The organism is Gordonia sp. PS3 (assembly GCF_041950545.1).
Lineage (GTDB): Bacteria > Actinomycetota > Actinomycetes > Mycobacteriales > Mycobacteriaceae > Gordonia > Gordonia sihwensis.
Map to the genome: position 1 here is coordinate 2,073,017 of NZ_CP169524.1, position 22,607 is coordinate 2,095,623.

General features: G+C 67.4%; 13 protein-coding genes and 7 tRNA genes. 13 read left to right on the top strand and 7 right to left on the bottom strand.

Annotation, left to right across the window (positions count from 1 at the left end; translation table 11 throughout):
* Positions 1–27: 27 nt before the first annotated feature.
* On the top strand, positions 28–1,023 hold the full coding sequence (locus tag ACE11G_RS09570; RefSeq protein WP_006896374.1) for an alpha/beta hydrolase family protein: 996 nt from the start codon (positions 28–30) through the stop codon (positions 1,021–1,023).
* Positions 1,024–1,036: 13 nt separating this feature from the next.
* Here the strand turns inward: ACE11G_RS09570 and ACE11G_RS09575 are convergent, their stop codons facing one another.
* The 4 genes from ACE11G_RS09575 to ACE11G_RS09590 all read right to left on the bottom strand — a co-directional run bounded on the left by ACE11G_RS09575 (position 1,037) and on the right by ACE11G_RS09590 (position 5,604).
* Positions 1,037–1,699 (bottom strand): TetR/AcrR family transcriptional regulator, encoded by a 663-nt coding sequence (locus tag ACE11G_RS09575; protein WP_006896373.1) that lies wholly within the window; start codon positions 1,697–1,699, stop codon positions 1,037–1,039.
* Positions 1,700–1,708: 9 nt separating this feature from the next.
* The gene (locus tag ACE11G_RS09580; protein WP_045537650.1) at positions 1,709–3,469 is read right to left on the bottom strand and encodes an ABC transporter ATP-binding protein; all 1,761 of its coding nucleotides are present in this window, start codon (positions 3,467–3,469) and stop codon (positions 1,709–1,711) included.
* The gene (locus ACE11G_RS09585) at positions 3,469–5,274 is read right to left on the bottom strand and encodes an ABC transporter ATP-binding protein (protein ID WP_006896370.1); all 1,806 of its coding nucleotides are present in this window, start codon (positions 5,272–5,274) and stop codon (positions 3,469–3,471) included. The genes ACE11G_RS09580 and ACE11G_RS09585 overlap by 1 nt, the downstream gene beginning before the upstream one ends.
* A 258-nt stretch (positions 5,275–5,532) precedes the next feature.
* Positions 5,533–5,604 (bottom strand) — tRNA-Val (locus tag ACE11G_RS09590).
* Positions 5,605–5,865: 261 nt separating this feature from the next.
* On the opposite strand from ACE11G_RS09590, the gene ACE11G_RS09595 reads away from it, so the two are divergent.
* The 9 genes from ACE11G_RS09595 to ACE11G_RS09635 all read left to right on the top strand — a co-directional run bounded on the left by ACE11G_RS09595 (position 5,866) and on the right by ACE11G_RS09635 (position 12,186).
* Positions 5,866–5,938, top strand: a tRNA-Gly gene (locus ACE11G_RS09595).
* 14 nt (positions 5,939–5,952) lie between these two features.
* A tRNA-Cys gene (locus tag ACE11G_RS09600) sits at positions 5,953–6,026 on the top strand.
* A 49-nt stretch (positions 6,027–6,075) separates the two neighbouring features.
* Positions 6,076–6,150: transfer RNA gene (locus tag ACE11G_RS09605), tRNA-Val, on the top strand.
* 70 nt (positions 6,151–6,220) lie between these two features.
* Complete coding sequence (locus tag ACE11G_RS09610) at positions 6,221–7,297, top strand: hypothetical protein (protein ID WP_006896369.1); 1,077 nt, start codon at positions 6,221–6,223, stop codon at positions 7,295–7,297.
* A gap of 52 nt (positions 7,298–7,349) precedes the next feature.
* Positions 7,350–7,422, top strand: a tRNA-Gly gene (locus ACE11G_RS09615).
* A 14-nt stretch (positions 7,423–7,436) separates the two neighbouring features.
* Positions 7,437–7,510: transfer RNA gene (locus tag ACE11G_RS09620), tRNA-Cys, on the top strand.
* A gap of 49 nt (positions 7,511–7,559) precedes the next feature.
* A tRNA-Val gene (locus ACE11G_RS09625) sits at positions 7,560–7,634 on the top strand.
* A 118-nt stretch (positions 7,635–7,752) separates the two neighbouring features.
* Entirely contained in the window at positions 7,753–8,625 is an 873-nt protein-coding gene (locus tag ACE11G_RS09630) for a DUF4261 domain-containing protein (protein ID WP_006896368.1), read from the top strand.
* A gap of 78 nt (positions 8,626–8,703) precedes the next feature.
* Positions 8,704–12,186 carry a helicase-related protein gene (locus ACE11G_RS09635; RefSeq protein WP_375001967.1) on the top strand — a complete coding sequence of 1,161 codons (3,483 nt, stop codon included), beginning with the start codon at positions 8,704–8,706 and terminating at the stop codon, positions 12,184–12,186.
* Positions 12,187–12,198: 12 nt separating this feature from the next.
* Here the strand turns inward: ACE11G_RS09635 and ACE11G_RS09640 are convergent, their stop codons facing one another.
* Positions 12,199–13,782 (bottom strand): DUF222 domain-containing protein, encoded by a 1,584-nt coding sequence (locus ACE11G_RS09640; protein ID WP_375001969.1) that lies wholly within the window; start codon positions 13,780–13,782, stop codon positions 12,199–12,201.
* Between the two features lie 145 nt (positions 13,783–13,927).
* Here ACE11G_RS09640 and ACE11G_RS09645 point away from each other — a divergent pair, with 145 nt between their 5' ends.
* Complete coding sequence (locus tag ACE11G_RS09645; protein ID WP_375001971.1) at positions 13,928–16,696, top strand: DUF1156 domain-containing protein; 2,769 nt, start codon at positions 13,928–13,930, stop codon at positions 16,694–16,696.
* Positions 16,697–16,913: 217 nt separating this feature from the next.
* Positions 16,914–20,288, top strand: a complete 3,375-nt coding sequence (locus tag ACE11G_RS09650) for a DUF499 domain-containing protein (RefSeq protein WP_375001973.1) — start codon at positions 16,914–16,916, stop codon at positions 20,286–20,288.
* 2 nt (positions 20,289–20,290) lie between these two features.
* Here the strand turns inward: ACE11G_RS09650 and ACE11G_RS09655 are convergent, their stop codons facing one another.
* Positions 20,291–21,187 carry a DUF4261 domain-containing protein gene (locus ACE11G_RS09655; protein WP_375001975.1) on the bottom strand — a complete coding sequence of 299 codons (897 nt, stop codon included), beginning with the start codon at positions 21,185–21,187 and terminating at the stop codon, positions 20,291–20,293.
* Between the two features lie 123 nt (positions 21,188–21,310).
* Here ACE11G_RS09655 and ACE11G_RS09660 point away from each other — a divergent pair, with 123 nt between their 5' ends.
* On the top strand, positions 21,311–21,934 hold the full coding sequence (locus tag ACE11G_RS09660; protein WP_375001977.1) for a GNAT family N-acetyltransferase: 624 nt from the start codon (positions 21,311–21,313) through the stop codon (positions 21,932–21,934).
* Between the two features lie 4 nt (positions 21,935–21,938).
* Here the strand turns inward: ACE11G_RS09660 and ACE11G_RS09665 are convergent, their stop codons facing one another.
* The gene (locus ACE11G_RS09665) at positions 21,939–22,601 is read right to left on the bottom strand and encodes a Type 1 glutamine amidotransferase-like domain-containing protein (protein ID WP_375001979.1); all 663 of its coding nucleotides are present in this window, start codon (positions 22,599–22,601) and stop codon (positions 21,939–21,941) included.
* Positions 22,602–22,607 lie beyond the last annotated feature (6 nt).

Genomic DNA, 22,607 nt, shown 5'->3' on the forward strand with positions numbered 1-22,607 from the left:
CCGCCCCGACGACAGGAACTCCGAACCGTGATCCGCAGACCCTCCCGAATCGCCCTCGCCGCCACGGCGGCCGCCCTCATCGTCGGAGGCGCGAGCCTGCCGGCCGCGCCCGTCTCGGCCGCGCCGGCCTCCGCGCTGGTGTCGTCCAGCGCCACCGGTCCCACCAGCACCGACATCGTGGTGCACTCGGCGGCGATGAACCGCGACATACCGCTGACCGTCCTTCTGCCGAAGGACCGGTCTCGGCCCGCCGGCGTGCTCTATCTCCTCAACGGGGCCGGTGGCGGCGAGGACTCCGCGACCTGGCAGGGCAAGACCGACGTCGTGAACTTCTTCGCACAGAAGAACGCCTACGTGGTGATTCCGATGAAGGGCGCGTTCAGCTACTACACGGACTGGCTCAAGCCCGACGAGAAGCTCGGCGTCAACAAGTGGTCGACCTTCCTCGGCGAGGAACTGCCCGCAGTCATCGACAGCACCTACTCCACCAACGGCCGGAACGCCATCGCCGGCATCTCCTCGTCGGCCACCTCGGTGCTGAACCTGGCGATCGCCCACAAGGGTCTGTATCGCACCGTCGCCGCCTACAGCGGCTGCGCGGCCACCTCCACCCAGCCCGGCCAGACGTATGTGCGGCTGGTGGTCGAGACCCGCGGCGGCGGCGACGCCCGGAACATGTGGGGGCCGTACAACGGTCCCCTGTGGCGTCAGAACGATCCGGTCGTGAACGCCGCCGGGCTGCGCGGCGTCTCGCTGTACCTGAGCGCCGCGACCGGTCTGCCCGGCAAGTACGACACCCCGCAGTACGTCCCGGACTCGGCGACGCTCACCGACCAGATCGTCGTCGGCGGCGCGATCGAGGCGGCGACCCGTCAGTGCACCGAGGACCTGGCCGCGAAACTGGGCCGTCTCCGCATTCCGGCGACGGTCGACCGTGTTCCGGCCGGTTCGCACTCCTGGAAGTACTGGCAGGACCAGCTGCACAAGTCCTGGCCGCAGATCGCCCGCGGTATCGGCGCCTGACGCCGGGCGCGGCTCAGATCTCCGGCCAGTGGTGTTCCAGGCCGGCGAGGATGAAGTCGATCTTGGTGTCGACCGCCCCGCGGTCGATCCACGAGTCGTCCGGACGCAGAGCGGTGTCGCCCGCACCGAGCGCCCGGCGGATCCGGTCCAGTCCGGAGTCGCCGCGCTCGTCTACCGCGCGCATCGACTCCACCGACAGGTGCGAGGCGAATACCGAGTCGCCCAGGAAGTCCAGGGCGAACATCGCCTGGCCGCGGGTCTTCCCCTCCGCCGCCAGGGCCGCGACGTAGGCGGCGAAGACGTGCTCGATCCGTGACGGCGCCGGTGCGAAGGCGTATACGAGCAACGCGAGGCCGGGGAAGTCGTCGCAGACTCGCCAGCACTCGTCGGCCCACAACCGCAGTACGTCGCGCCATCGGCTGCCCGGCTCCGGCAGCGCGATGGTCGCCCCTGCCGCGTCGAGGCAGGCGATCACCAAGTCGTCGCGCGAGGGGAACAGCCGATAGATGGCAGCCGTCACGACGCCGAGCCGTTCGGCGACCGCCGAGAGCGTGAACCGGTCGATGCCCTCGGCGATCGCCGCGGCGACCACGTCGTCGGCGGTGAAGGCGGGCTTGCGCCCCACCTTCCGTCCGCCGCGGACGGGCCGGTTGTCCGGTGAGCTTGAACCCTGCACCGGTCCAGATTAGTCGGCGACGATCCGCCACCCCTGCGCACTGTGCAGCCGGTTCCAGAAGTGCGAGTACGTGCCGTCCTGGGCCAGGAGTTGCTCGTGCGTGCCTTGCGCCTCCACTCGCCCGTCGTCGGTGAGCGCCACGATCTGGTCGGCCGCGGCGATCGTCTCCAGACGATGCGCGATGATCAGCACGGTGGCCTGCGTGCGCAATCGTTCGACGGCAGCGACGATGTTCGCCTCGTTCTCCACATCGAGCGCCGAGGTGGCCTCGTCGAGCAGCACGATCGGTGACCGTTTCAGCAATGCCCGTGCGATGGCGACTCGTTGCCGTTCGCCTCCGGAGAGTGCTCGCCCACCTTCCCCCACCCGCGAATCCCAGCCGTCCGGGAGCCGCTCGGCGATCTCGGTGACGCCGGCCAGGTCCGCCGCCGCGCGGATCTCATCCCGCGACGCGCCGCTCCGGCCGACTGCGACATTGGCCTCAAGGGTGTCGTCGAACAGATAGACGTCCTGGAATACCAGCGACAACTGCCCCATCAGTTGCTCGGTGGTCTGCTCGGTCACCGGCACGCCGCCGACCTTCACCGTGCCGGCGTCGACGTCATGGAAGCGGCTCACCAGTCTGATCAGCGTGGTCTTGCCGCTGCCGGAGGGACCGACCAGGGCCACCATCGCACCGGCGGGCACCCGGAGCGAGACGTCGCGCAGGACCGGATCCTGATCGGTGTGGTAGGCGAAACTCACCCGGTCGAGTTCGATCGTGCCGGGAGCGGTCAACTCGGCCGGAGACGGCGGCTCAGGCAGCGGTTCGGCGGTGAGCACCTCGTCGATGGCGTCGAGCAGCGGCCGCCGAGATTCAAGGCTCATCGCGCTCTCGGTGATGGTGGAGAGGGTGGAAGTGAAGCGCAGTGCGAAACCGACGAACGCCAGCGCCGGAATCGGTTCGAGCGCCCCCGAGACGGCCAGCGCTCCGGTGATGGAGATCAGCGCGACGATCACTCCCTGGGTCGCCATGCCGGAGAGCAACAGACCGGCGGTCTCGATCCACTGTGCTCTTCTTCGGGCGCGGAGGGTGTCACCGAACGCGGCGTCCAATGGTGCGAACGAGCGGCCCCGACCGCACGATCGCAGTGCGCCCTGGCACTGCGCGTACTCGACGATGCGGTTCGCCAGGTTCACCTCTTCCGGCTCGTGAATCCGCTCGCCACTGCGCATCAACGCAGTCGACGCCAGGGTGATGATCACGAACACCGGTGCGGCGATCGTCAGAATCAGACCGAGCCACGGATTCCAGAACCACGACGCCACCACGATCACGATCGCCGCAGTCATCCGCGAGACCAGCGGGCCGATCATGTGGGCGAAGATCTCGCCCGCCATCATCAACTCCGACGAGACCATCCGCGACAATCGGCCGGAGAGCGGGCGTGCGAACCAGCCCAGCGGCTGTCTCGACACCTGGTCGCCCACCAGCCGGTGAATGCTGTGGAGGAAGTCCAGAGCGACCGCGTACGTGCGCCGCTCCTGAATGTAGATGAGCGCGAAGGCCGCCGCCGCGAGCACTGCGAAGACGATCAGCCATCCCGCGGTTCCCGATCCCCACACCCGTTCGCCGGATGCGAGCGAGCTGATGGCCGGAAGCAACGCGACCAGGGCCAGGCCTTCGACCAGACCGGCCAGCACTGCGGCCAGCAACGCCGGGGCCAGCGCCTCGGGCGCGGAGACCATCCGCTTCATCCGCGGGATGATGTCGATCAGTGGCAGGTTCATCATTTCTCGCCTTCCTCGACCGACTCCCACAGGCGGGCGTAGCCGGGCTCGCCGAGGAGGTCGTCGTGCGTGCCGGTTGCGAGCACGCGCCCTCTGTCCACGAGCACGATCTGATCGACGCCCTCGACCACCTCGGGTCGGTGCGCCACCAGAAGCACTGTCTTGTCGCGGGCCAGATCACTGAGCGCCTGCTGGATCTGGTGCGTGGACTCCGGATCGGTGAGCGCGGTGGCCTCGTCCAGGATGAGGACGGGGGCGTCGACCAGTACGGCACGCGCGATGGCGATGCGCTGCGCCTGACCGCCGGAGAGCCCGCTCGCCGAGCCGTAGACGGTGTCGAAGCCGTCCGGGAGACTTTCGATGTCGTCGAGGATCCGGGCGGCACGGGCGGCTGCGCGGATCTGTTCGTCGGTCGCGTCCGGCCGGCCGAGGGCGATGTTGTCGCGGAGCGAGATCGACGGCAGTTGCGGTTCCTGCAACACGAAGCTCACGTGCTGGTAGAGGTGGTCGATCTCGGCGATCGGTACGCCGCCGAGGCGGATCTGCCCCGCGAAGGGATCGTCGAAGCGCGCCAGCAGAGTCGCGATGGTCGACTTGCCCGAGCCCGAAGGGCCGATCAGCGCGGTGATCGTGCCCTCGCGGAGGGTGAACGAGACGTCGTCGAGTGCCAGGTCCGCTCCCGGCCCGCCGTACGAGTAGCTGACGTGGTCGAATTCCACGTCGTGTCCTTCGGGCTGGGCGCGAACACCGTCGTCGTCGAGGGTCGGGGTTTCGAGCAGGTCGGTGAGCCGCCGCGCGGACGCGCCCGCCATCTGCGATGACCACATGGAGTTCATCAGCACCTCGATGCCGTACGGGACCAACAATGCGATGAGCGAGGTGGCGAGCACGTCGGCCGTGGTGACCTCGCCGCGGTGCACCAGCCAGGCGCCGCCGCCGATGTTGATCAGCAGTACCAATGGGACCGCGAGCAGGGAGGTACCCAGCGAACTGACTCGAAGAAGCGGCTTCACCCAGGCGTAGTAGAAGGCCTGGAAATCGCCGGCGGCCTCCTGATAGGCGCTGTGCGCGCGGCCCACCCGTCCGAATGCCTTCACCACCGTGATACCCGTGACGAACTCGACCATCCGTGCCGAGACCACGCTGAGCTTGGCGTCCATCTCAACGGTCTTCTCCGCCATGCCGCGCATTCCCAACGCCATCGCGGCGGCGTACAGGGGAACCGTCGCTATGGCCAGCAGACCCAGCCGCCAATCGATGACGAACGCGTAGGCCGTCAACGCCAGTGGCATCACCACGGCCTGGGTGCCGTCGACTGGCTGGTGGGCGATGAGGTGGTGGATGGTTCCGATATCGTCTTGCAGCGATTTGCGCACGCGGCCGGAGTTCGTCGACGTGAACCATGTGAGCGGCACACGCGAGAAACGTTCCACCATCCGCAGGCGGATCGTATGCCCCAGTCGGATGTCCGCGAAGTGGGTGACGCCCAGTGCCACGAAATAGACGGCGAGCCGCAGGGTGAAGGTGACGATCAGGATCTCGATCCAATGGTTCACCTCATCGCCGTCGACGGGTGCCTCCGCACGGGCCGCATCGAGCAGGACCTCGCCGATGTGCACCAGCGCGACGTACGGGACCACTGCGAGCACACCCGAGATCACCGCGAGTCCACGACCGAGGGCCAGTTGCGGGGCCACCGGGCGCATCAGTTCGCGGAGCGCGCGGGAGTCCTCGCGCTGCTGAACCTTCGGATCGGTCGGCGGGTCGTCGGCGGTCTGCACCGGTGGCGCTTCCAGCGTCGTCATATCGCTCCTCACGCATGTATCTTAGGTTTGCCATACCTATTAATGAAGTGCGTTCAGAATAGGGTCGATGCGAAGTCGTGGCAAGCCCCCGAGCGGGGCGAAAGTAGAGAGAAAGGAGGCACTCGCTGGACCGAGATCTGCGAAACAGCAGGAGGAGAGGCGGAACGTCGTCGAGTCGCGATCGCGCTCGCGCGTCGAGTGGCAAGTCGCGCGTCGAACAGCAAGAAGACCCGCAGTAACCTGCGGGTCTTCTTCTTGTGGTCCCGGCTGGGATCGAACCAGCGACCTCCCCGGTGTGAACGGGACGCTCTTCCACTGAGCCACGGGACCGTATCGAGTTATGAACGACCTGCGTCGGTCGCACGAGAAAACAGATTACACATCGCGGCCGACGGCACCAAATCCCCCGCTCGAGAGCCGGGAACACTCGCGAGGAACGGTCGCGAGCCCGTCTCCGGGGTGCCAAGAACGCTCCCATCTGCGGAATCACATCCATGTAAGTCGCTGACCTCACGATTTGTCTTGACGACATACGTGCCGCTAGTGTTCTTCTCGCTGGTGAGCAACGCCCACAAGGCAGCTCACCGGTATGCGGATGTAGCGCAGCTGGTAGCGCATCACCTTGCCAAGGTGAGGGTCGCGGGTTCGAATCCCGTCATCCGCTCGGAAAGATCACCTGGTGGCGTGGCCGAGTGGTGAGGCAACGGCCTGCAAAGCCGTGCACACGGGTTCGATTCCCGTCGCCACCTCCACCGAACACCGGTACCGAGTTCGAGTAACGGCACCAACTCAATAAGACCCGCGCGATTAGCTCAGTGGGAGAGCGCTTCCCTGACACGGAAGAGGTCACAAGTTCAATCCTTGTATCGCGCACCAGATCCGACAGCGAGGCCCGGCGACCGCCGGGCCTCGTCTCGTTGTCCGACCCTCATGCTGTGCTGTGTCCATGACACTGATGCTCGTCGCCGCCGCACTCGTCGTGGTCGCCGTGGCGATCCTTGTCCGGCAGCCCGCGTCCGGCAGTTCCGATTACCGCCCGCGCGATGCCCGACGCTCCGACGGCGACGACCGACGCCCGCTTCGCCGCCCACGGCCCGTTCGAGACGCACTGGCTCGGCGACTCACGACGCACACCGAGCGTCTCCGCGAGTCGCGCCGAATCCGCAAGCAGCAGTACGACGACGCCGCCCGGGCCGCCGCGGATGCGGGCGGCCCGGACCCGTGCGGCGAGACGGTGTTCGGCGAGACAGCCCGCGACGGAACGGTGTCCGGCCACCTGGCGCTGGCGCTGGACACCTGGAGAGGTCGTGACTTCACCCTGCGCGCCCGAGCGGTCGGCTTGAGTTGGCTCCCTTTCGTCGAACCGCCCGAGCACGTGGAGACCGCTGAGATCGCCGACATGCGACTGCGCCGGCGCTACCGACCGGACTCCGAAGAGCAGGCCGCGCTACGGCTGATGCAGGCGGACGAGAACGGCCGGCTGGCGGTGCTGGCCGCCGTAGTGGCGGCGCGGCTGCACCAGAACCCGGCATGGCACGACGATCTGCTGGATCGATACCAGGCCCGCATCGACCTCGACGCCGAGGTTCGGACGGTCGCCGAGTCCGCCGCCGCGATTCGCAGGGCGCGCCGAATCCTCGGTTCGCAGCCCCTCGGCCCCCGCGCATCCGATCCGGAGATCGTCAACGCCTACATCGACAAGTCGAGCGGCCTGGACCAGCGCGCCGACGCCCTCACGGATCGAGTCCTGGCGTTCCTGACGTACGCCGAGGGCGCCGACCGCGCCAGAGAACAGCTCGACCGACGTGCCTGGCTCGACGCCACTGGCCCGATCGACGACTTCGAGTCCCGGGTCGACGCCGCATTCGACCGGAGCGTCGCCGACCATCTCCGTCAGCGAGCCGCCGACGTCACCGCATTCGCCGCGAGCGACCTCGGAGCGTCCGAGGCGGAGCGGCTGATCTGGCGGAGTCCACGGTCCGACGGGGACCCCGGTTTGCAAATGTCGCCGCCGTACCGCTAGTGTTTGTTCTCGCCGGTGAGCGACAGCGTCCACAAGACGAGTTCACCGGCATGCGGATGTAGCGCAGCTGGTAGCGCATCACCTTGCCAAGGTGAGGGTCGCGGGTTCGAATCCCGTCATCCGCTCGGAAAGATCACCTGGTGGCGTGGCCGAGTGGTGAGGCAACGGCCTGCAAAGCCGTGCACACGGGTTCGATTCCCGTCGCCACCTCCACCGAACACCGGTACCGAGTTCGAGTAACGGCACCAACTCAATAAGACCCGCGCGATTAGCTCAGTGGGAGAGCGCTTCCCTGACACGGAAGAGGTCACAAGTTCAATCCTTGTATCGCGCACCACGCAGACGAAGCCCGCCGGGATCCGGCGGGCTTCGTCGTTCCCGGTTCTGGCAGGATTGACGGCGTTCCGCTTCGGCCGGACCGCCCCTCGAACCCCACTGCAAAGGACCGGACTCCAGTGCCCAGCCTCGCGATGCTGTTCCAGAGCCGACTCGATCCCGCACTCTCCGCCGAGCGCCTCGCCGCACAGATGCTCAGCGACTTCCCGGACCTGGACGCCGATCTGCTGAGCGTCGGCGACGCTGCTGCCGGGTCGGGGGCGGCCGACGACGCCGACTCGCCCCTGGCGTTGGCGTACGGCGACCGGCAGATCTTCCTGATGGGGATCGCGGCACCGGTGGGCGACGACCTCGCCGAGATCGCCCAGTACAGCCGGCTGTGGCCCGATCACACTCCGGCGCCCGCCGACTACTCGGCGCACACCATCGTCACCGTCGTCCGGCCGGGACATGAGACGAACCATGTCGAGGCGATCGCCGATGCGGTCCTGCTGTCGAAGGTCATCGCTGCCGCGGTGGCACTGTCGGAGTCGATCGTCGCCGTGTACTTCGGCAGCGCGAATCACGTGATCCTGCCTCCGCTGTTCCGCGACCTGGCGATCGAGACGCTCCCCGATCCGATGCTCCCGGCGTGGGTGGCCCTGAACGTCGCGCCGCGACCCGACGGCATCATGACCGGACATACGCGCGGACTCGACATGCTCGGGCTGCCCGACGTCGAGATCGTGCAGTCGCACGAGTCCGCCGAGGACACCTTCGGCCGCATCGTCAACACCGCGATCTACCTTCTCGAGAACGGCCCGGTGATCGGCGACGGCGACACGCTGGGCGCCACGGAGGCCGCCGAGATCGTCGCGCACCACGCGCCGTCGCAGGTCGACGCGGACAAGACCGTCCTGTCGCTGGAGTTCGTCGGAGAGGACTTCCCGGAACCCGAACTCGCCGACGAGCCGGCGCAGCCGAGGAAGCGGCGCTGGTTCGGACGTAAGTAGCACCACCGCAAGTAACACCACCGCAAGTAGCACCACCGCGACGCGGGAACTGTCCGATGCGCCCACTATGGTGTGCACATGAATCTGCGATCCCTCACCGATCTGCGTCCCGGGCAGCGCTTGTCGGGCCGCTGGCGCGAGCCGGTCCACCTCGTCGCGGTGATCCCGAGCGGAGATTCGGCGGCCACGGTGGTCGTCCGCGACGACCGACTGGGCGTCCGCGAGGAGATGCTGTTCGCCGACGACATCGCTGACATCGTCGTCGAGGACGATTTCGAGCGCTCGTGGACCTTCGACGCCGACCCGCGGACGTTCCGCCTCGCGACGGAGGCGCTGCGCATCGCGATGACCGGCGCCCACGACCCGATGGCGGCGGTCGGAACCAGCGACATCTCTCCCCTACCGCACCAGATCCGCGCGGTGTACGGGGAACTGCTGCCGCGCACTCCCCTGCGCTTCCTGCTGGCCGACGATCCCGGCGCGGGCAAGACGGTGATGGCGGGGCTGTACGCCAAGGAACTGCTGCTCCGGGGCGATCTCGCGCGGCTGCTGATCGTCGCGCCGGGCGGGCTGGTGGAACAGTGGCAGGACGAACTGTCGGAGAAGTTCGGCCTCACAGCCACTCTCCTGACCCGGGATCTGATCAACGCCAGCCCCAGCGGCGACCCGTTCCCGGCCCACCCGTTCATGATCGCCCGCATGGATCAGCTCGCCCGCGACCCCGACCTGATCGGTCACCTCGAGGCGAGCGAGTGGGATCTGGTGGTGGTCGACGAGGCGCATCGCATGTCCGCGTCATGGCAGGGCTGGGACGGCGAGGTCCGGGAGACCGAGCGGTTCAAGCTCGGCCGCGTCCTCGGCGGCGTGGCACGCAACCTGCTTCTGATGACGGCGACGCCGCACGCCGGCAACGACGACAACTTCCAACTGTTCCTCTCCCTTCTCGACGAGGACCGATTCGCCGGCCGCCCGCAGTCGGACGCGGTCGCCGACACCTCCGGCCTCATGCGACGGATGGTCAAGGAGGAACTGCTCACCTTCGAGGGCAGGCCGCTGTTCCCGGAACGGATCGCCGAAACCGTTCCCTACGAGCTCTCCGACGGGGAGGCGGAGCTGTACGAGGCCGTCACGCAGTACGTGCGCGTGGAGATGAACCGTGCGGAGAGTTCGCCCGACTCCCCCAAACGCCGCACCGTCGGGTTCGCGCTCACCGTCCTCCAGCGCCGGCTCGCGTCGAGCACCCACGCGGTGCTGCGAAGTCTGCAGCGTCGCCGCGATCGGCTCGCCTCGCGTCGTGCCGACCTGATCGCCGGCCGGATCCCCGTCGACGATCGGATGCCGCTGCCGCCCGCCGACGCCTTCGACGATCCCGACGAATACAGCGCCGAGGAGTACGAGCGCATCGAGGAGGAAGTGGTCGACGCGGCGACCGCCGCACGCACCGTCGCCGAACTCGACACCGAGATCGCGATCCTGGAAGACCTCGTGGCGCTGGCGACCCGTGTGCGCGACCGCGGCATCGACCGGAAGTGGTCGGAGCTGCGTTCACTGCTGACCGATCGAGAACTGTTGCGCGGCAAGGACGGTCGTCCGCGCAAGCTGATCGTGTTCACCGAGCACAAGGACACGCTCGACTACCTCACCGCGCAGATCCGCAATGTGCTCGGTTCCGACGACGCGGTGCTGACGATTCACGGCGGCACGCGGCGCGGCGAGCGCGTTGCGATCCGGGAGCAGTTCACCAACGAGCCGTCGCGGCTGGTGCTGGTGGCCACCGACGCCGCCGGCGAGGGGCTCAATCTGCAGGCCGCGCACCTGATGGTCAACTACGACCTCCCGTGGAATCCGAACCGGCTCGAGCAGCGCTTCGGCCGCATTCACCGCATCGGGCAGAAGAACGTGTGCCGCCTGTGGAACATCGTGGCCGCCCAGACTCGCGAAGGTCAGGTCTACACGCGTCTGCTCGAGAAGATGGAGCAGCAGCGTTCAGCCTACGGCGGCAAGCTGTTCGACGTTCTCGGCGACGAAGCGTTCGCCGGCCGGCCGCTGCGCGACCTGCTGTGGGATGCGGTGCTCTACGGCGACGATCCCGCGCGGATCGACGAGATCGAGCGCATTGTCGACGCCGAGGTGGCTTCCGGCTGCGACACGCTAGTCACCGAGCGCGCACTCGCCCGCGAGACGCTCGATCCGCTCGAGATGGCGCGTCTGCGCCGCGAGATGGACGAGGCGACCGCGCGCAGGTTGCAGCCGCACTACATCGCGCAGTTCTTCACCGATGCGTTCACCGCGCTCGGCGGTCGGCTGTCGAAGCGGGAGCGCCATCGGTTCCAGATCTCGAATGTTCCAGCGCCGCTGCGTCATCGAGACATTCGCCGGGAGCACGCGGGGCGGCCGGTGACGAGGGCGTACGAGCGCGTCACGTTCGAGCCGTCGGCGGTGTCGTCGGGCGCCGTGCGCGCCGACCTCCTGGCACCCGGGCACCCGCTGCTCGACGCCGTGATCGACTCCGTCCTGGACGGGAGTGCCGACGTCCTCGCCGCGGGCGCCACGCTGCTCGACCCGACCGATCCCGGCACCGCCCCGCGCGCGATCTTCGCCCTGACCTCCGAGATCGTCGACGGTGCCGGGACTGTGGTCAGCAAGAGATTCGCGTTCGTCTCGATCGACGCCGACGGATCGGTCGCCGATGCCGGTCCGGCGCCGCATCTCGACCTGCAGCCGATCCCGGAGGGCGCGCCGATCCGCGGGCTCGATTCATTCGTCGGCCGTGCGCTGACGGACCAGGCGCTGTCGTGGGCCGCGTCCACCGCGGTGCCCCGTCACCTGAGCGAGGTCCGCGACCGCGTGGTCCCCGACGTCGAGCGGACCGAGAGAGCGGTGCGCACACGGCTGATCGAGCAGATCAACTACCTGGACTCCGAAGTCGCACGCCGGCGTGAAGAATCGGCGGCCGGCAAGACCACGCGCGGGCGGCGCCTCAGCCCGGAACGGCTCGAGCGGCGGGCGCGCGAGTTGGAGGCCAGGCTCGGGCGCCGCCTGCGCGAGCTCGCCGACGAGCGTGTCCTCACCGCACGCCCGCCGAGGCTGGAGACCGCGGTTCTCGTGGTCCCCGCCGGGATGCTCGGCGAGTCGGTGGGCCGACACGCCGCCGACACCACGGCCACCGACCGGCGGGCCGTCGACGCGGTGCTGCGTGCCGAGTGCGCCCTGGCCCGCATGCCCGAGGAGATGCCGCACAACAACCCCGGATACGACGTCCTCTCCGTTCCGGCTCCGGCTGCGGACGGCGGTCGTGCACCATCGGTGTACATCGAGGTCAAGGGCCGGATCGCCGGCGCCGACACCTTCTTCGTCTCCTACAACCAGGTGCTCCAGGGCAAGAACACCGGTGAGAACCACCGGCTCGCGATGGTCTCGGTGAGCCCCGACGGCCCCGATCACGACGAGGTCCGCTACCTCACCGACTACTTCCGCGACGTCGACCTCGCTAACACCGACGTGAGCGGAGTCGAACTCAACTGGCACAAGGCCTGGAAGAAGGCACTCCCGCCGCATTGACGGCTCGCGGTGTCAGAACGGCGGGGCGCCGGCGTCGTGGGCGATGGCTTCGCGAGCCCGGCGGTTCGCCGCTCGCTTCTGCATGCGGTACCGGTGCTTGGCCTGCAACCGTGTCAGCGAGCGTTCGGGTTCGTCACCGGCGTGTCGTGCTTCTCGGCGTGTCGGAGAGCCGTGTCCGCACTGAAGGTGGCCCAGTTCGGGAAGGAGCCACATGTTCAGTGCCTGCTGCCGGACGGTGATCCCCTCCGGTGAGGTGACTTCTGTCCAGACGACGCCGGCGGCGTCCACGATCTGATCGTCGACCCACCCGTTCGCGTGGGTCTTCAACCCATGATGGAATCGGCATTTCGCATTGAGATTGCAGATGCAGGTGACGCCGCCCGCCGATGGATCCGCGTGGTCGTACTCGCATACGTGGTCAAGGTCGCACTTCCACGCGGGCCGGGCGCAACCCGGCCACGAGCAGGTGCCGAACAGCCCGCGGACGGCGGTGTCCAGCGCCGCGGACGGACGGTATCCGCTGTCGGGCCGACTCGCCTGCGCGATGACGTCGTCGAGGTTCAGCTCGCGACGCACAGCGTCGGGCCGTGACGCCATCTCACGAATGTGTGTCGCCGAGATCGGTCCGTGGCCGTCCAGATGCGCCGCAGTCTGCGACGTCCCCTCGAGCACTTCTTTCCGAACCACCACGTGCAGGACGATCCGGGCGCACCGCGACGCGATGTCGGCCGGCGCGAGTCGAGCAGTGCAGTCCTCTCGACCGCACTCGCATACGAAGTCCGTGCCGTTGATGCGCGCCATGGCCGCATCACTGCGCCGGGCGCCCTTGGTACGTGGGTCGTTGGGGCAGACGCCGGCGATCACCGCATCGAGTACATCCTTGGCGATCGCCACGTCCTCGGCCGACGCGGTGACGATGAGTTCCGAGGCGGTGTCGGTCAGCGGGTTCACCTGCACGCGCTTGGCCGCTCGCACCTCCTCCCTGGTCAAGGTCACCGCGTCGGGATCGTGCTCGGCGACGATCGCCCCGAGAATCGTCTCCACACGCGCCGCCGAGAGACCGCCCACTTCGCGCAGTCTCGCGGCCGCTTCCGCGTCGATGAAGGCCAGGATGTCCGCATCGTCGACGAGGGCCGTCTGCTCCACCGCGCGCCGGAAACTCGCCGAGTTGATCAGTCCGTCGCGCAACATCCGTCCGAGGGCCGGGATCCGCTCCATGCAGGCCACGGCGGATTCGACGAACCGCTCTGCCGTGTAGTGCTGCACACCCGCGGCGACCGCATACGACGCCGCGACTTGGCACAGTGGGTCGTAGAGCCGGGTGTAGGCGTCCGCCGACGGATCGGACTCCAACTCGGATTGCTTCGCCATGAGCAGCGAGTACAGCGCCTCGTACCGATGCCACAGCACCAGCCCCTGGTAGCAGTCCGCTCGCGCCGCGAACCCGAGCAGTGCCGCTCGATCGCTTCGCGATCCCGACACCTCGGATGCAACGGTGGGCGAGTTCTGGACGTCCGGACGTTCGATCCGGATGACGATCGCGTCGTCGGCCACCGTCACAGACGAAGCCTTACGCTCTCTCACCTGCACTTTCATCTCCACCCCCGATTGTCGAACTTACGTTCGATGATACTCGAGAGGTCCGACATTCTCAGCCGAGTCGCACCGATTGCAATACACACTGTCGTGTGCGCTATGTTGAAACGTTCTCGTCCGCCATGCGCTTCACCAAGGGGTACCCGTGTCCAGCGATGCACACAGTAATGTTCAGCGACGAAAGTTGATCGAGGTCAGCATCCCGCTGCAGAAGATCAATGAGGAGTCCGCTCGCGAGAAGTCGATCCGCCACGGACATCCGTCGACACTGCATCTGTGGTGGGCGCGCCGGCCACTGGCCGCGGCACGCGCTGTGCTGTTCTCTCAACTGGTGGACGACCCCGCGTCGCGCCCAGACCTGTACCCCACCGAGGCGGAGCAGATCGCGGAGCGAAAGCGACTCTTCGAGTTGATCGAGCGACTCGTGGTGTGGGAGAACTCGAACGACGAGCAACTGCTCGCCGAAGCTCATCGCAAGATCATGGAGTCGACCGACGGCAATCCCCCACCGATCCTCGATCCGTTCGCCGGCGGCGGAACCATTCCCCTTGAAGCGCAACGACTCGGACTCGAAGCTCACGCGTCAGACCTGAACCCCGTCGCCGTGCTCATCAACAAGGCGCTGATCGAGATTCCGCCGAAGTTCGCCGGACAGCCGCCCGTGTGGCCCGGAGCCGCCGACGAGACCATCCAGGACTGGCCCCGCGCCACAGGTCTCGCCGAAGACGTCCGCCGCTACGGACAGTGGATGCGCGACGAAGCCCAGAAGCGCATCGGCCATCTGTATCCGAAGGCGACCCTGCCCGACGGTACCGAGGCGACGGTGATCGCGTGGATTTGGGCGCGTACGGTGACGTGCCCGAATCCCGAGTGCCGGATAGCGATGCCCCTCGTCAGGTCGTGGTGGCTCGGCAAGAAGAAGGGCAAGGAGGCGTACGTCGTCCCCGTGATCGAAGGCAAGGCCGTGCTGTACGAGATCGGTCACGATCCGGCTCAGGCGCCGACGAAGGAGACAGACGGGACGATGTCTGGCAAACGTGGCGGCGTCTGTATCCGCTGCGGTACCGCCGTCAGCACCGACTACATCAAAGCTCAGGGAACCGAAAGGCGAATGGGCGCAGATCTCATAGCCACGGTCGCCGAAGGCACTCGCCGTCGAATCTATCTACCGCCGTCGGACGTACATCGCCGGGCCGCTGAGGTGGAGCCACCGCTCGACGTACCGAACCAGCGACTGGGATTCCATCCGAAGGACGTGTGGACGCCGCCATACGGCCTCGACACCTTCGCCTCACTCTTCACTCCACGCCAACTCACCGCGCTGACCACATTCAGCGATCTGGTCGGAGAAGCACGCGAGCTGGTCTTGCGTGACGCGCTCGCCGCGGGAATGACGGAGGGTAGCCGACTTGACGACGGGGGAACGGGAGCCGTCGCGTATGCGGATGCGGTGGCTACCTACCTGGGACTGAGTACAAGTAAGGCAACGAACCTCTCCTCATCGATTACGACTTGGATGAGCGACCGCTCAGCGTTACGTGAAGTATTTGCTCGCCAAGCAATTCCGATGTCATGGGACTTTGCTGAGGCCAACTTGCTGGGATCTGCTGGTGGGGGACTCACCACCGTAGTTGACAAAGTCGCTCAGGCTGTCGCATTTGCGCCAATGGGTGGAGGGGCTGCAACGCAAACCGACGCCGCTGACTCACTCGGTCGACACTTACTGATTTCAACCGATCCCCCGTACTACGACAATATTGGGTACTCCGACCTTTCGGACTATTTCTACGTATGGCTTCGCCGATCACTTCGCGGCGTACACCCTTCGATTCTGTCAACGATGTTGGTCCCAAAGACGGAGGAATTAGTGGCAAATCCATACCGGCACAACGGAAAAGAAGGGGCACATAAGTTCTTCGAGGAAGGGTTCCGCGATGTATTCCGGCGAGCGCGCGAGAATGCGTACGCCGACTATCCCATCACCGTCTATTACGCCTTCAAACAGCAAGACTCGTCCAAAGGTGGGCAGTCGTCCACGGGGTGGGAGACCCTACTCGAGGGAATGATCCGTTCCGGGTGGCAGATCACTGCGACATGGCCGATGCGAACAGAAGGAAGCGGTCGACTTCTCGCGAAAGACACCAACGCCCTCGCCTCCTCCATCGTTCTCGCTCTCCGACCCCGCCCGGAGGATGCACCCCGCGTCGACCGCCGTGCGTTCCTCGCGCGGCTGCGGAACGAGTTGCCTGCGAGCCTGCGTGAGTTGCAGCAGGGCGCCATCGCGCCGGTCGATCTGCCGCAGGCCGCGATCGGGCCGGGCATGGCGATCTTCTCCGAGTACAACGCGGTGCTGGAGGACGACGGGTCGAAGATGACGGTCCGGACCGCGCTGCAGCGCATCAACGCGATCCTCGACGAGGTGCTCGGCGAACTCGAGAACGACTTCGACGCACCCACCCGCTTCGCGCTGACCTGGTTCCGACAGAACGGCTTCGACAGCGGCAAGTTCGGCGACGCCGAGTCGCTCGCGAACGCGCGCAGCATCTCGCTCGACGGCATGGAGCGCTCGGGCATTCTCACCAAGGGCGGTGGCCGGGTCGCGCTGATCGCGCCCACGGACATGCCTGCCGACTACGACCCGTCCACCGACTCGTCGATCAGCCAGTGGGAGGTGGTGATGCACCTGGTGCGGGTCCTCGACTCGGAGGGCATCCCCGCGGCGTCGACCCTGCTGAGCCTGGTGCCGGATGCGGTCGACACCGATCTGTGCCGCGAACTCGCGAGCCTGCTCTTCAAACTCGCCGAGGATCGCAAATCGACGGCCCTCGCGGTCAGCTTCAACGGCCTCGGCGCCGCATGGAGCGACATCGCCCGCGGTGCGCGGGGTGCGGCGCACCAGGAGATGCTGCTGTGATCGGCGCGATCGCCGCCGAGTCACGTGACACGACACGCCCGGAGCGGCCGACACGCCGTGCAAGCCCTGTGCGGGGCGGGAGGCCCATGCCGCTGTCGTAGGCGGGCATCCGTCACACCGGCGGCGGGACGTGACCTCGACGTCCTGATTGTCCGACCGCTGCGATAGCCTTCGTCGCGAATACACACAGTTGTGTGAATAGTGAAAGGAGCCCTCCGTGGCGCCGAGTAATCGGGATCGGATCCATCAGGCGTTCGAGCTGCTCGGACCGGCGGTCGATCGTTTCCTGACCGAGACGATCGGCCCCGATCTGCCGGCGGGGGCGAGCGGCTGGATCGACGTGCTGCGCACGGTCAAGGCACCCAGCGCGCACCCCGACAAGAAGTACAACCCGCTCGACCCGTCGGACAGCCTTCGGATGTTCACCGACAACATTCCGTACAAGTTCCGGCGCGGCTGGGACCCGATCGGCAAGCGGCTCAGCCGCGCGCAGGTATCCCTGGCGACGCCGCTGGTTGACGCCCGGAACCGGCTCGCGCATCACGAGAACTTCACGAACGACGACGCGCAGTTCGACCTCGACATCTGTCACCGATTCCTGCTCGCCATCGACGCTCCGAAGGAGGCCGCCGACGTCGCGAAGCTGCGCGACGACGTCCGCGCCATCGGCACCCGGCAGGCCACCGAACGGGCCGCGCGCAACGTGCCCGCGCTGCAGGTGGGCTCCGACAATCTGCCGGCATGGCGCGACGTCCTGGCACCCCATCCCGACATCCAGAGCGACCAGTTCAACGCCGCGGAGTTCGCCGCCGACCTGTACACCGTCGCGATGCGCAGCGGCGGCCACAAGTCCGAGTACACCGACCCCGCCGAGTTCTTCGGCCGTACCTATCTCACCGAGGGGTTGCGCGATCTGATCACCCGGAACGTCGCGCGACTGACCGGCGACGAGAACGCGTCACCGGTCATCAACCTGCAGACCAACTTCGGCGGCGGCAAGACGCACTCGATGCTCGCGCTCTGGCATCTGGCGTCGGGCGCGGAGAGCCACGTCTTCGGTGACGACGTCGCTCCGCTCGCCAAACCGCTCGACGCGGTGCGAGGACGCGTCGGACGCGTCGCCCTGGTCGGCAACCAGATGGTCCCGTCACGGGAGAACACCGACGACGGCCGGCCGAACATCCGCACCATGTGGGGCGAACTGGCCTGGCAGCTGGGCGGGCAGGACGCCTATGACATCGTCGCCCATGCCGACCGCACCTCGACCAACCCGGGTGCCGACCTCCGCGAGCTCTTCACGCTGTACTCCCCCGCGGTGATCCTGATCGACGAATGGGTGGCGTACGCCAGACAGCTCGTGAACCCTCCGGAACCGCTTCCGGCCGGCGACTTCGACACCCAGTTCACCTTCGCCCAGGCCCTCACCGAAGCCGCCCGTGCGGTCAAGGGCATTCAGGTGGTCATCTCGATCCCCGCGTCGTCCAACGGAGACGGCGGCGACGAGGTGAACGACGAGGAGGTCGGCGGCGAGTACGGGCGCGAGGCGCTCCACGCACTGAAGAACGTGATCGGCCGGACCGCCGACCAGTGGCAGCCGGCCAACGCCGAGGAGAGCTTCGAAATCGTGCGGCGGCGCATCTTCTCCACACCGGACGCCGAGGCGTCGGCGAAGATCGCCAACATCGCCAAGAATGTCGTCGAGTTCTACCGCAAGTACCACGCCGAGTTCCCATCGGAGGTCCGCGACTCCCAGTACGAGGACCGGATCAAGCGCTGCTACCCGATTCATCCGGAACTGTTCGACCGGCTGTACCAGGACTGGTCGACGCTCGACCGGTTCCAGCGGACTCGCGGCGTCCTGCAGATGATGAACCGGGTGGTCGGGACCCTCTGGCGGTCGGACAACTCGTCGGCGCTGATCATGCCGGGAACCGTGCCACTCGACGACGCCGACGTGGTCTCCGAGGTGACCAAGTACCTCGAGGACCAGTTCAAACCGGTGATCCACACCGACGTCGCCGGCCCCGAATCGATCCCGGCGCTGGTCGACAAGAACAACGAGCACTTCGGCAAGCGCAAGGTGGCACAGCGGCTGGCCCGTTCGGTGTTCATGGCCGCGACTCCGGGCCTGCACTCGGCGCACAAGGGCGCGGAGAAGCACCGCATCTTCCTCGGCACCGCTCTCCCGGGCGACGTACCGGGCAACTTCCACTCGGCGCTCGACGCCCTCACCGGTCAGTCGACGTACCTGTACACCGAGTCGTCGCGCTACTGGTACGACACCCAGGCCAACATCAGCCGCACCGCGCGCGACCACGCGGCCGGGCTGGCACCCGCGGACGTCTGGGCCGAGGTGGAACGACGGCTCACCGAACTGCGCAAGACCTCCGCAGACAAGTCGTTCGCCGGCATCCACGTGTTCCCCGAATCGTCCGCCGACGTGCCGGACGAGACCGACACTCGCCTGGTCGTGGTGCCCATGCAGCACACCTACGCCGCGCGGTCATCGGCCCCGACGGCCAAGTCGTGGGCCGCGAACGTCCTCGAACACCGCGGCAACGCGATCCGTTCGTTCAAGAACTCGCTGATCTTCCTCGCCGCCGACACCAACCGGGCCCGCGAACTGGACGAGGCGGTGCGCAACTACCTGGCGTGGAAGCACGTCGCGGAGAACGCCGACGACTACGGGCTCGGCGGTCAGCAGACCAGGCAGGCGACGGAACGGCGCGCGACGAACGACGACATCGTGCGCAACCGACTCAACGAGACCTTCTGCTGGGCACTCTGCCCCGAGCAGCAGACGGGCGAGGCGACCTACTCCATCGACGTGGTCAACGTCTCGGGCAGCAAGGACGACGTGTACGCGCGCACCGGCGCCAAGCTCAGCCTGGAACACATCGCGCTGGCCCGATCGTCGTCGCTGATCTATCTGGATCTGACGGGCCGGTTGTCGGCGGCATGGGATTCCGGACACCTCGACGTGGGCACGCTGCACCGGTACTACGCGACCTACCCGTACCTGCCGAGGCTCCGCGACCGGGAGGTGCTGATCGACGGGCTGTACTCGGTCCTCGACGACCAGATCAGTTGGCGCCAGCAGGGATTCGCGTTCGCCGACGGATACGACGAGACGCAGAAGCGCTATCTCGGGCTGCATCTGCCCGGCGACGACGCCACCGTGCACATCTCCGACAGCACGCTGATCGTGAAGCCGGGACCGGCGGACGCTCAGCGCGACGAGGAGGTGCGCCAGCAGCGGGAGCGCGACGGCGAGCAGTCCTCGGCGGACGGCGGATCATCGGACGCGTCCACCGCCGGAGCCGGCTCGGCGGGGACGCAGTCCACCACTCAGAGCGCACTCAAGCGCCGCTACTTCGGCTCAGCGCAACTCGACTCGGACTTTCCGGCGCGCGACTTCAGCACCATCCAGCAGGAAGTGCTCAAGCACCTCTCCTCGGCCGCCGGACGGGTGGAGATCCGCATCGAGATCAGCGCCGTCGATCCGGACGGATTCTCCGATTCGGTGCGCCGCACCGTGTCGGAGAACGCGGCGACCCTCGGCTTCGAAGCGTCCGGCTTCGAGAACGACTGAGGTCAGCGACGCTTCTTCTTCCGCGCCGCGGCGCGACGCTCGGCACGGTTGGCGGCCGCCGTCGGCGGCACGAGGTGCAGGACGATGTGCTCGGCGTCGTACTTCGACGGGGCGATGCGCGCGGTGAAGTCGCCGCTGTCGGTCCCGAGGACGTCACCGTCACCGATGACCGGACCGTCGTCGTACATCAGGACGGCGGTGTCGACGACGACCTTCACCACCTGTTCGGCCGGCAGTGTGCTGTCGGTGACCTCGATGTCGAGCAACCCCAGCTCCGACATCCCGATCGTCTCCGCCGACACCAGTCCGGCCTCGTCGGCGACCATGAAATCGACCCACAGCATCAGCGGCAGGTCAGGCGAGACCTCCAGCGCCGCGCGCCGGTACGCCGAGGGCTCGGCGATCTGCTCGGAGGTGTGCATGTACACCGCCCGCACCGAGTCGGTGCAGGCCAGCAGTGAGGTCACCACCCGTGAGATCAGCGTCGCCTCCTCGATGAGGTCACGGTCGTCACCGAGAACCGCGTCGTCGAGAACCGCATCGTCGAATACCGGGCCGGCGAGCACCGCCTCCGACGACGCCGCGACGACGAGGGACGGCCCGTCCGGGTCGGGCAGCTCGGCCTCCGCACTCCACAGCGGACTGCCCTGAGCCGCGTCGGCGACGTCGAGTCCGTGCGGCACGTCGACGCCCGCCACGAGCACCCGGACCTCGTCGAAAGCGGTCACGAACACCGGCGGGGACTCCGGTCCCTCGCCTCGTTGTGTCTCGACCACAACTGAGTCGAACTCGGAGTCGAGCAACTCGCCCCAGTCGGCACGGATCTGCTCGAGCAGTCTCGCAGCCGTCAGGCCGGGATCGATCCGAGTCTGGAACAGGGTGACGAACAGTGGATCCACGGGCGTCCTCACGGTCGTTGGCGGTACAGCCTCCATACAGCTTCCATTGCACCAGGATTCCATTGCACCAGGACGCGGGGTACCGTGTCGTGCCGCCGCACCGGAACAAGGCACAATCGGTATGTGACGCAATCTGCGACTTCAGCGCAATCGGCCGCCGGCGACGCCGGTCTGTTGATCGAGACGGTCACCGATCCCGGCCTCGCTCCCGCGATCGCCGACGTCGCCGCCGCGACCTTCCCGCTCGCCTGCCCGCCGCACTCGACACCGGAGAACATCGCCGCGCACATCGAGCAGGTGCTCTCCGCCGCACGGTTCGCCGAGTACCTTGCGGACCCGCGCAAGCAGGTACTCGTCGCGCGGACCGGTGCCGGCGGCCCCATCGTCGGCTACGCGCTGCTGGTCCACGATCTCCCGGCCGACCCCGACGTGCGCGCGGCGGTCGACGCGTTCCCGGCCGGTGCCGCCGCCGTCGCGAACGGGACGGTCACCGAGATCTCCAAGATGTACGTGCGGCCCGAGCATCATGCCGCCCACAGCGAGCTCCGGCCGTCTCACGCCCTGATGAACGCGGCTGTCGACGCCGCCCGCGACCGCGGTGCGACCCTGGTGTGGCTCGGCGTGCACTCGGGCAACGAACGCGCGAAGAGGTATTACGCGAAGATGGGCTTCCGCCAGATCGGCACCAAGAGCTTCAACATGAACGGCGCCATCGAGCACGACTTCGTGCTGGCCCGCGAGAGCTGAACCCTCACACGGTGGGTTCGGCCGACGGCACCACGCGCGATCCGGCGGCGTCGACGATCAACGCTTGATCGTCGTACAGCGGCAGCAGTGTGAACCGGTCGCCGTACTCATTCAGCGTCCGGTCGATCAGTTCGGTGGGATACGGCGGCAACTGTCCGTCCGCATGCGGGATCACGACGGTGTCGGTGAGTCCGAGTCCCCGAAAATCGGCCAGGTCGAGACCCAGACCCGGGTCGTCCATCAACGCTGCGGGCTCCACGTCCGGCCCTGCCGCCACGGCTCCCGCACTGAGGCCGACGTAGGGAGTCCCGGCGCGGACCCGTTCGGCGATCACCTTGTCGGCGCCGCTGCGGCGCAGCCCGGACATCAGCGCGAAGGTGTCGCCTCCCGAGACGTAGAAGGCGTCGACACAGGCCAGAGCCTCCTCGAAGCCGCTCTTGCGGAGGTCGACATCGACGACGTCGTACCCGAACCGGACGAGCCGCTCGCGTTCGGGTCCGGTGAACGGCGCGTCGAGCAGATGACGCTGAGCCTCGTCGATGTAGCCGATCCGCAGACGACGCGGTTCGGTGGCGTCGTGCGCCGCACCGGCAACCGGCGGCAGGTACTCCAACAGAGCGCCCGCCCCGAGGGACAGCAGGATCAGTGGGCCTTGCACGTCAGTCATCGGCGC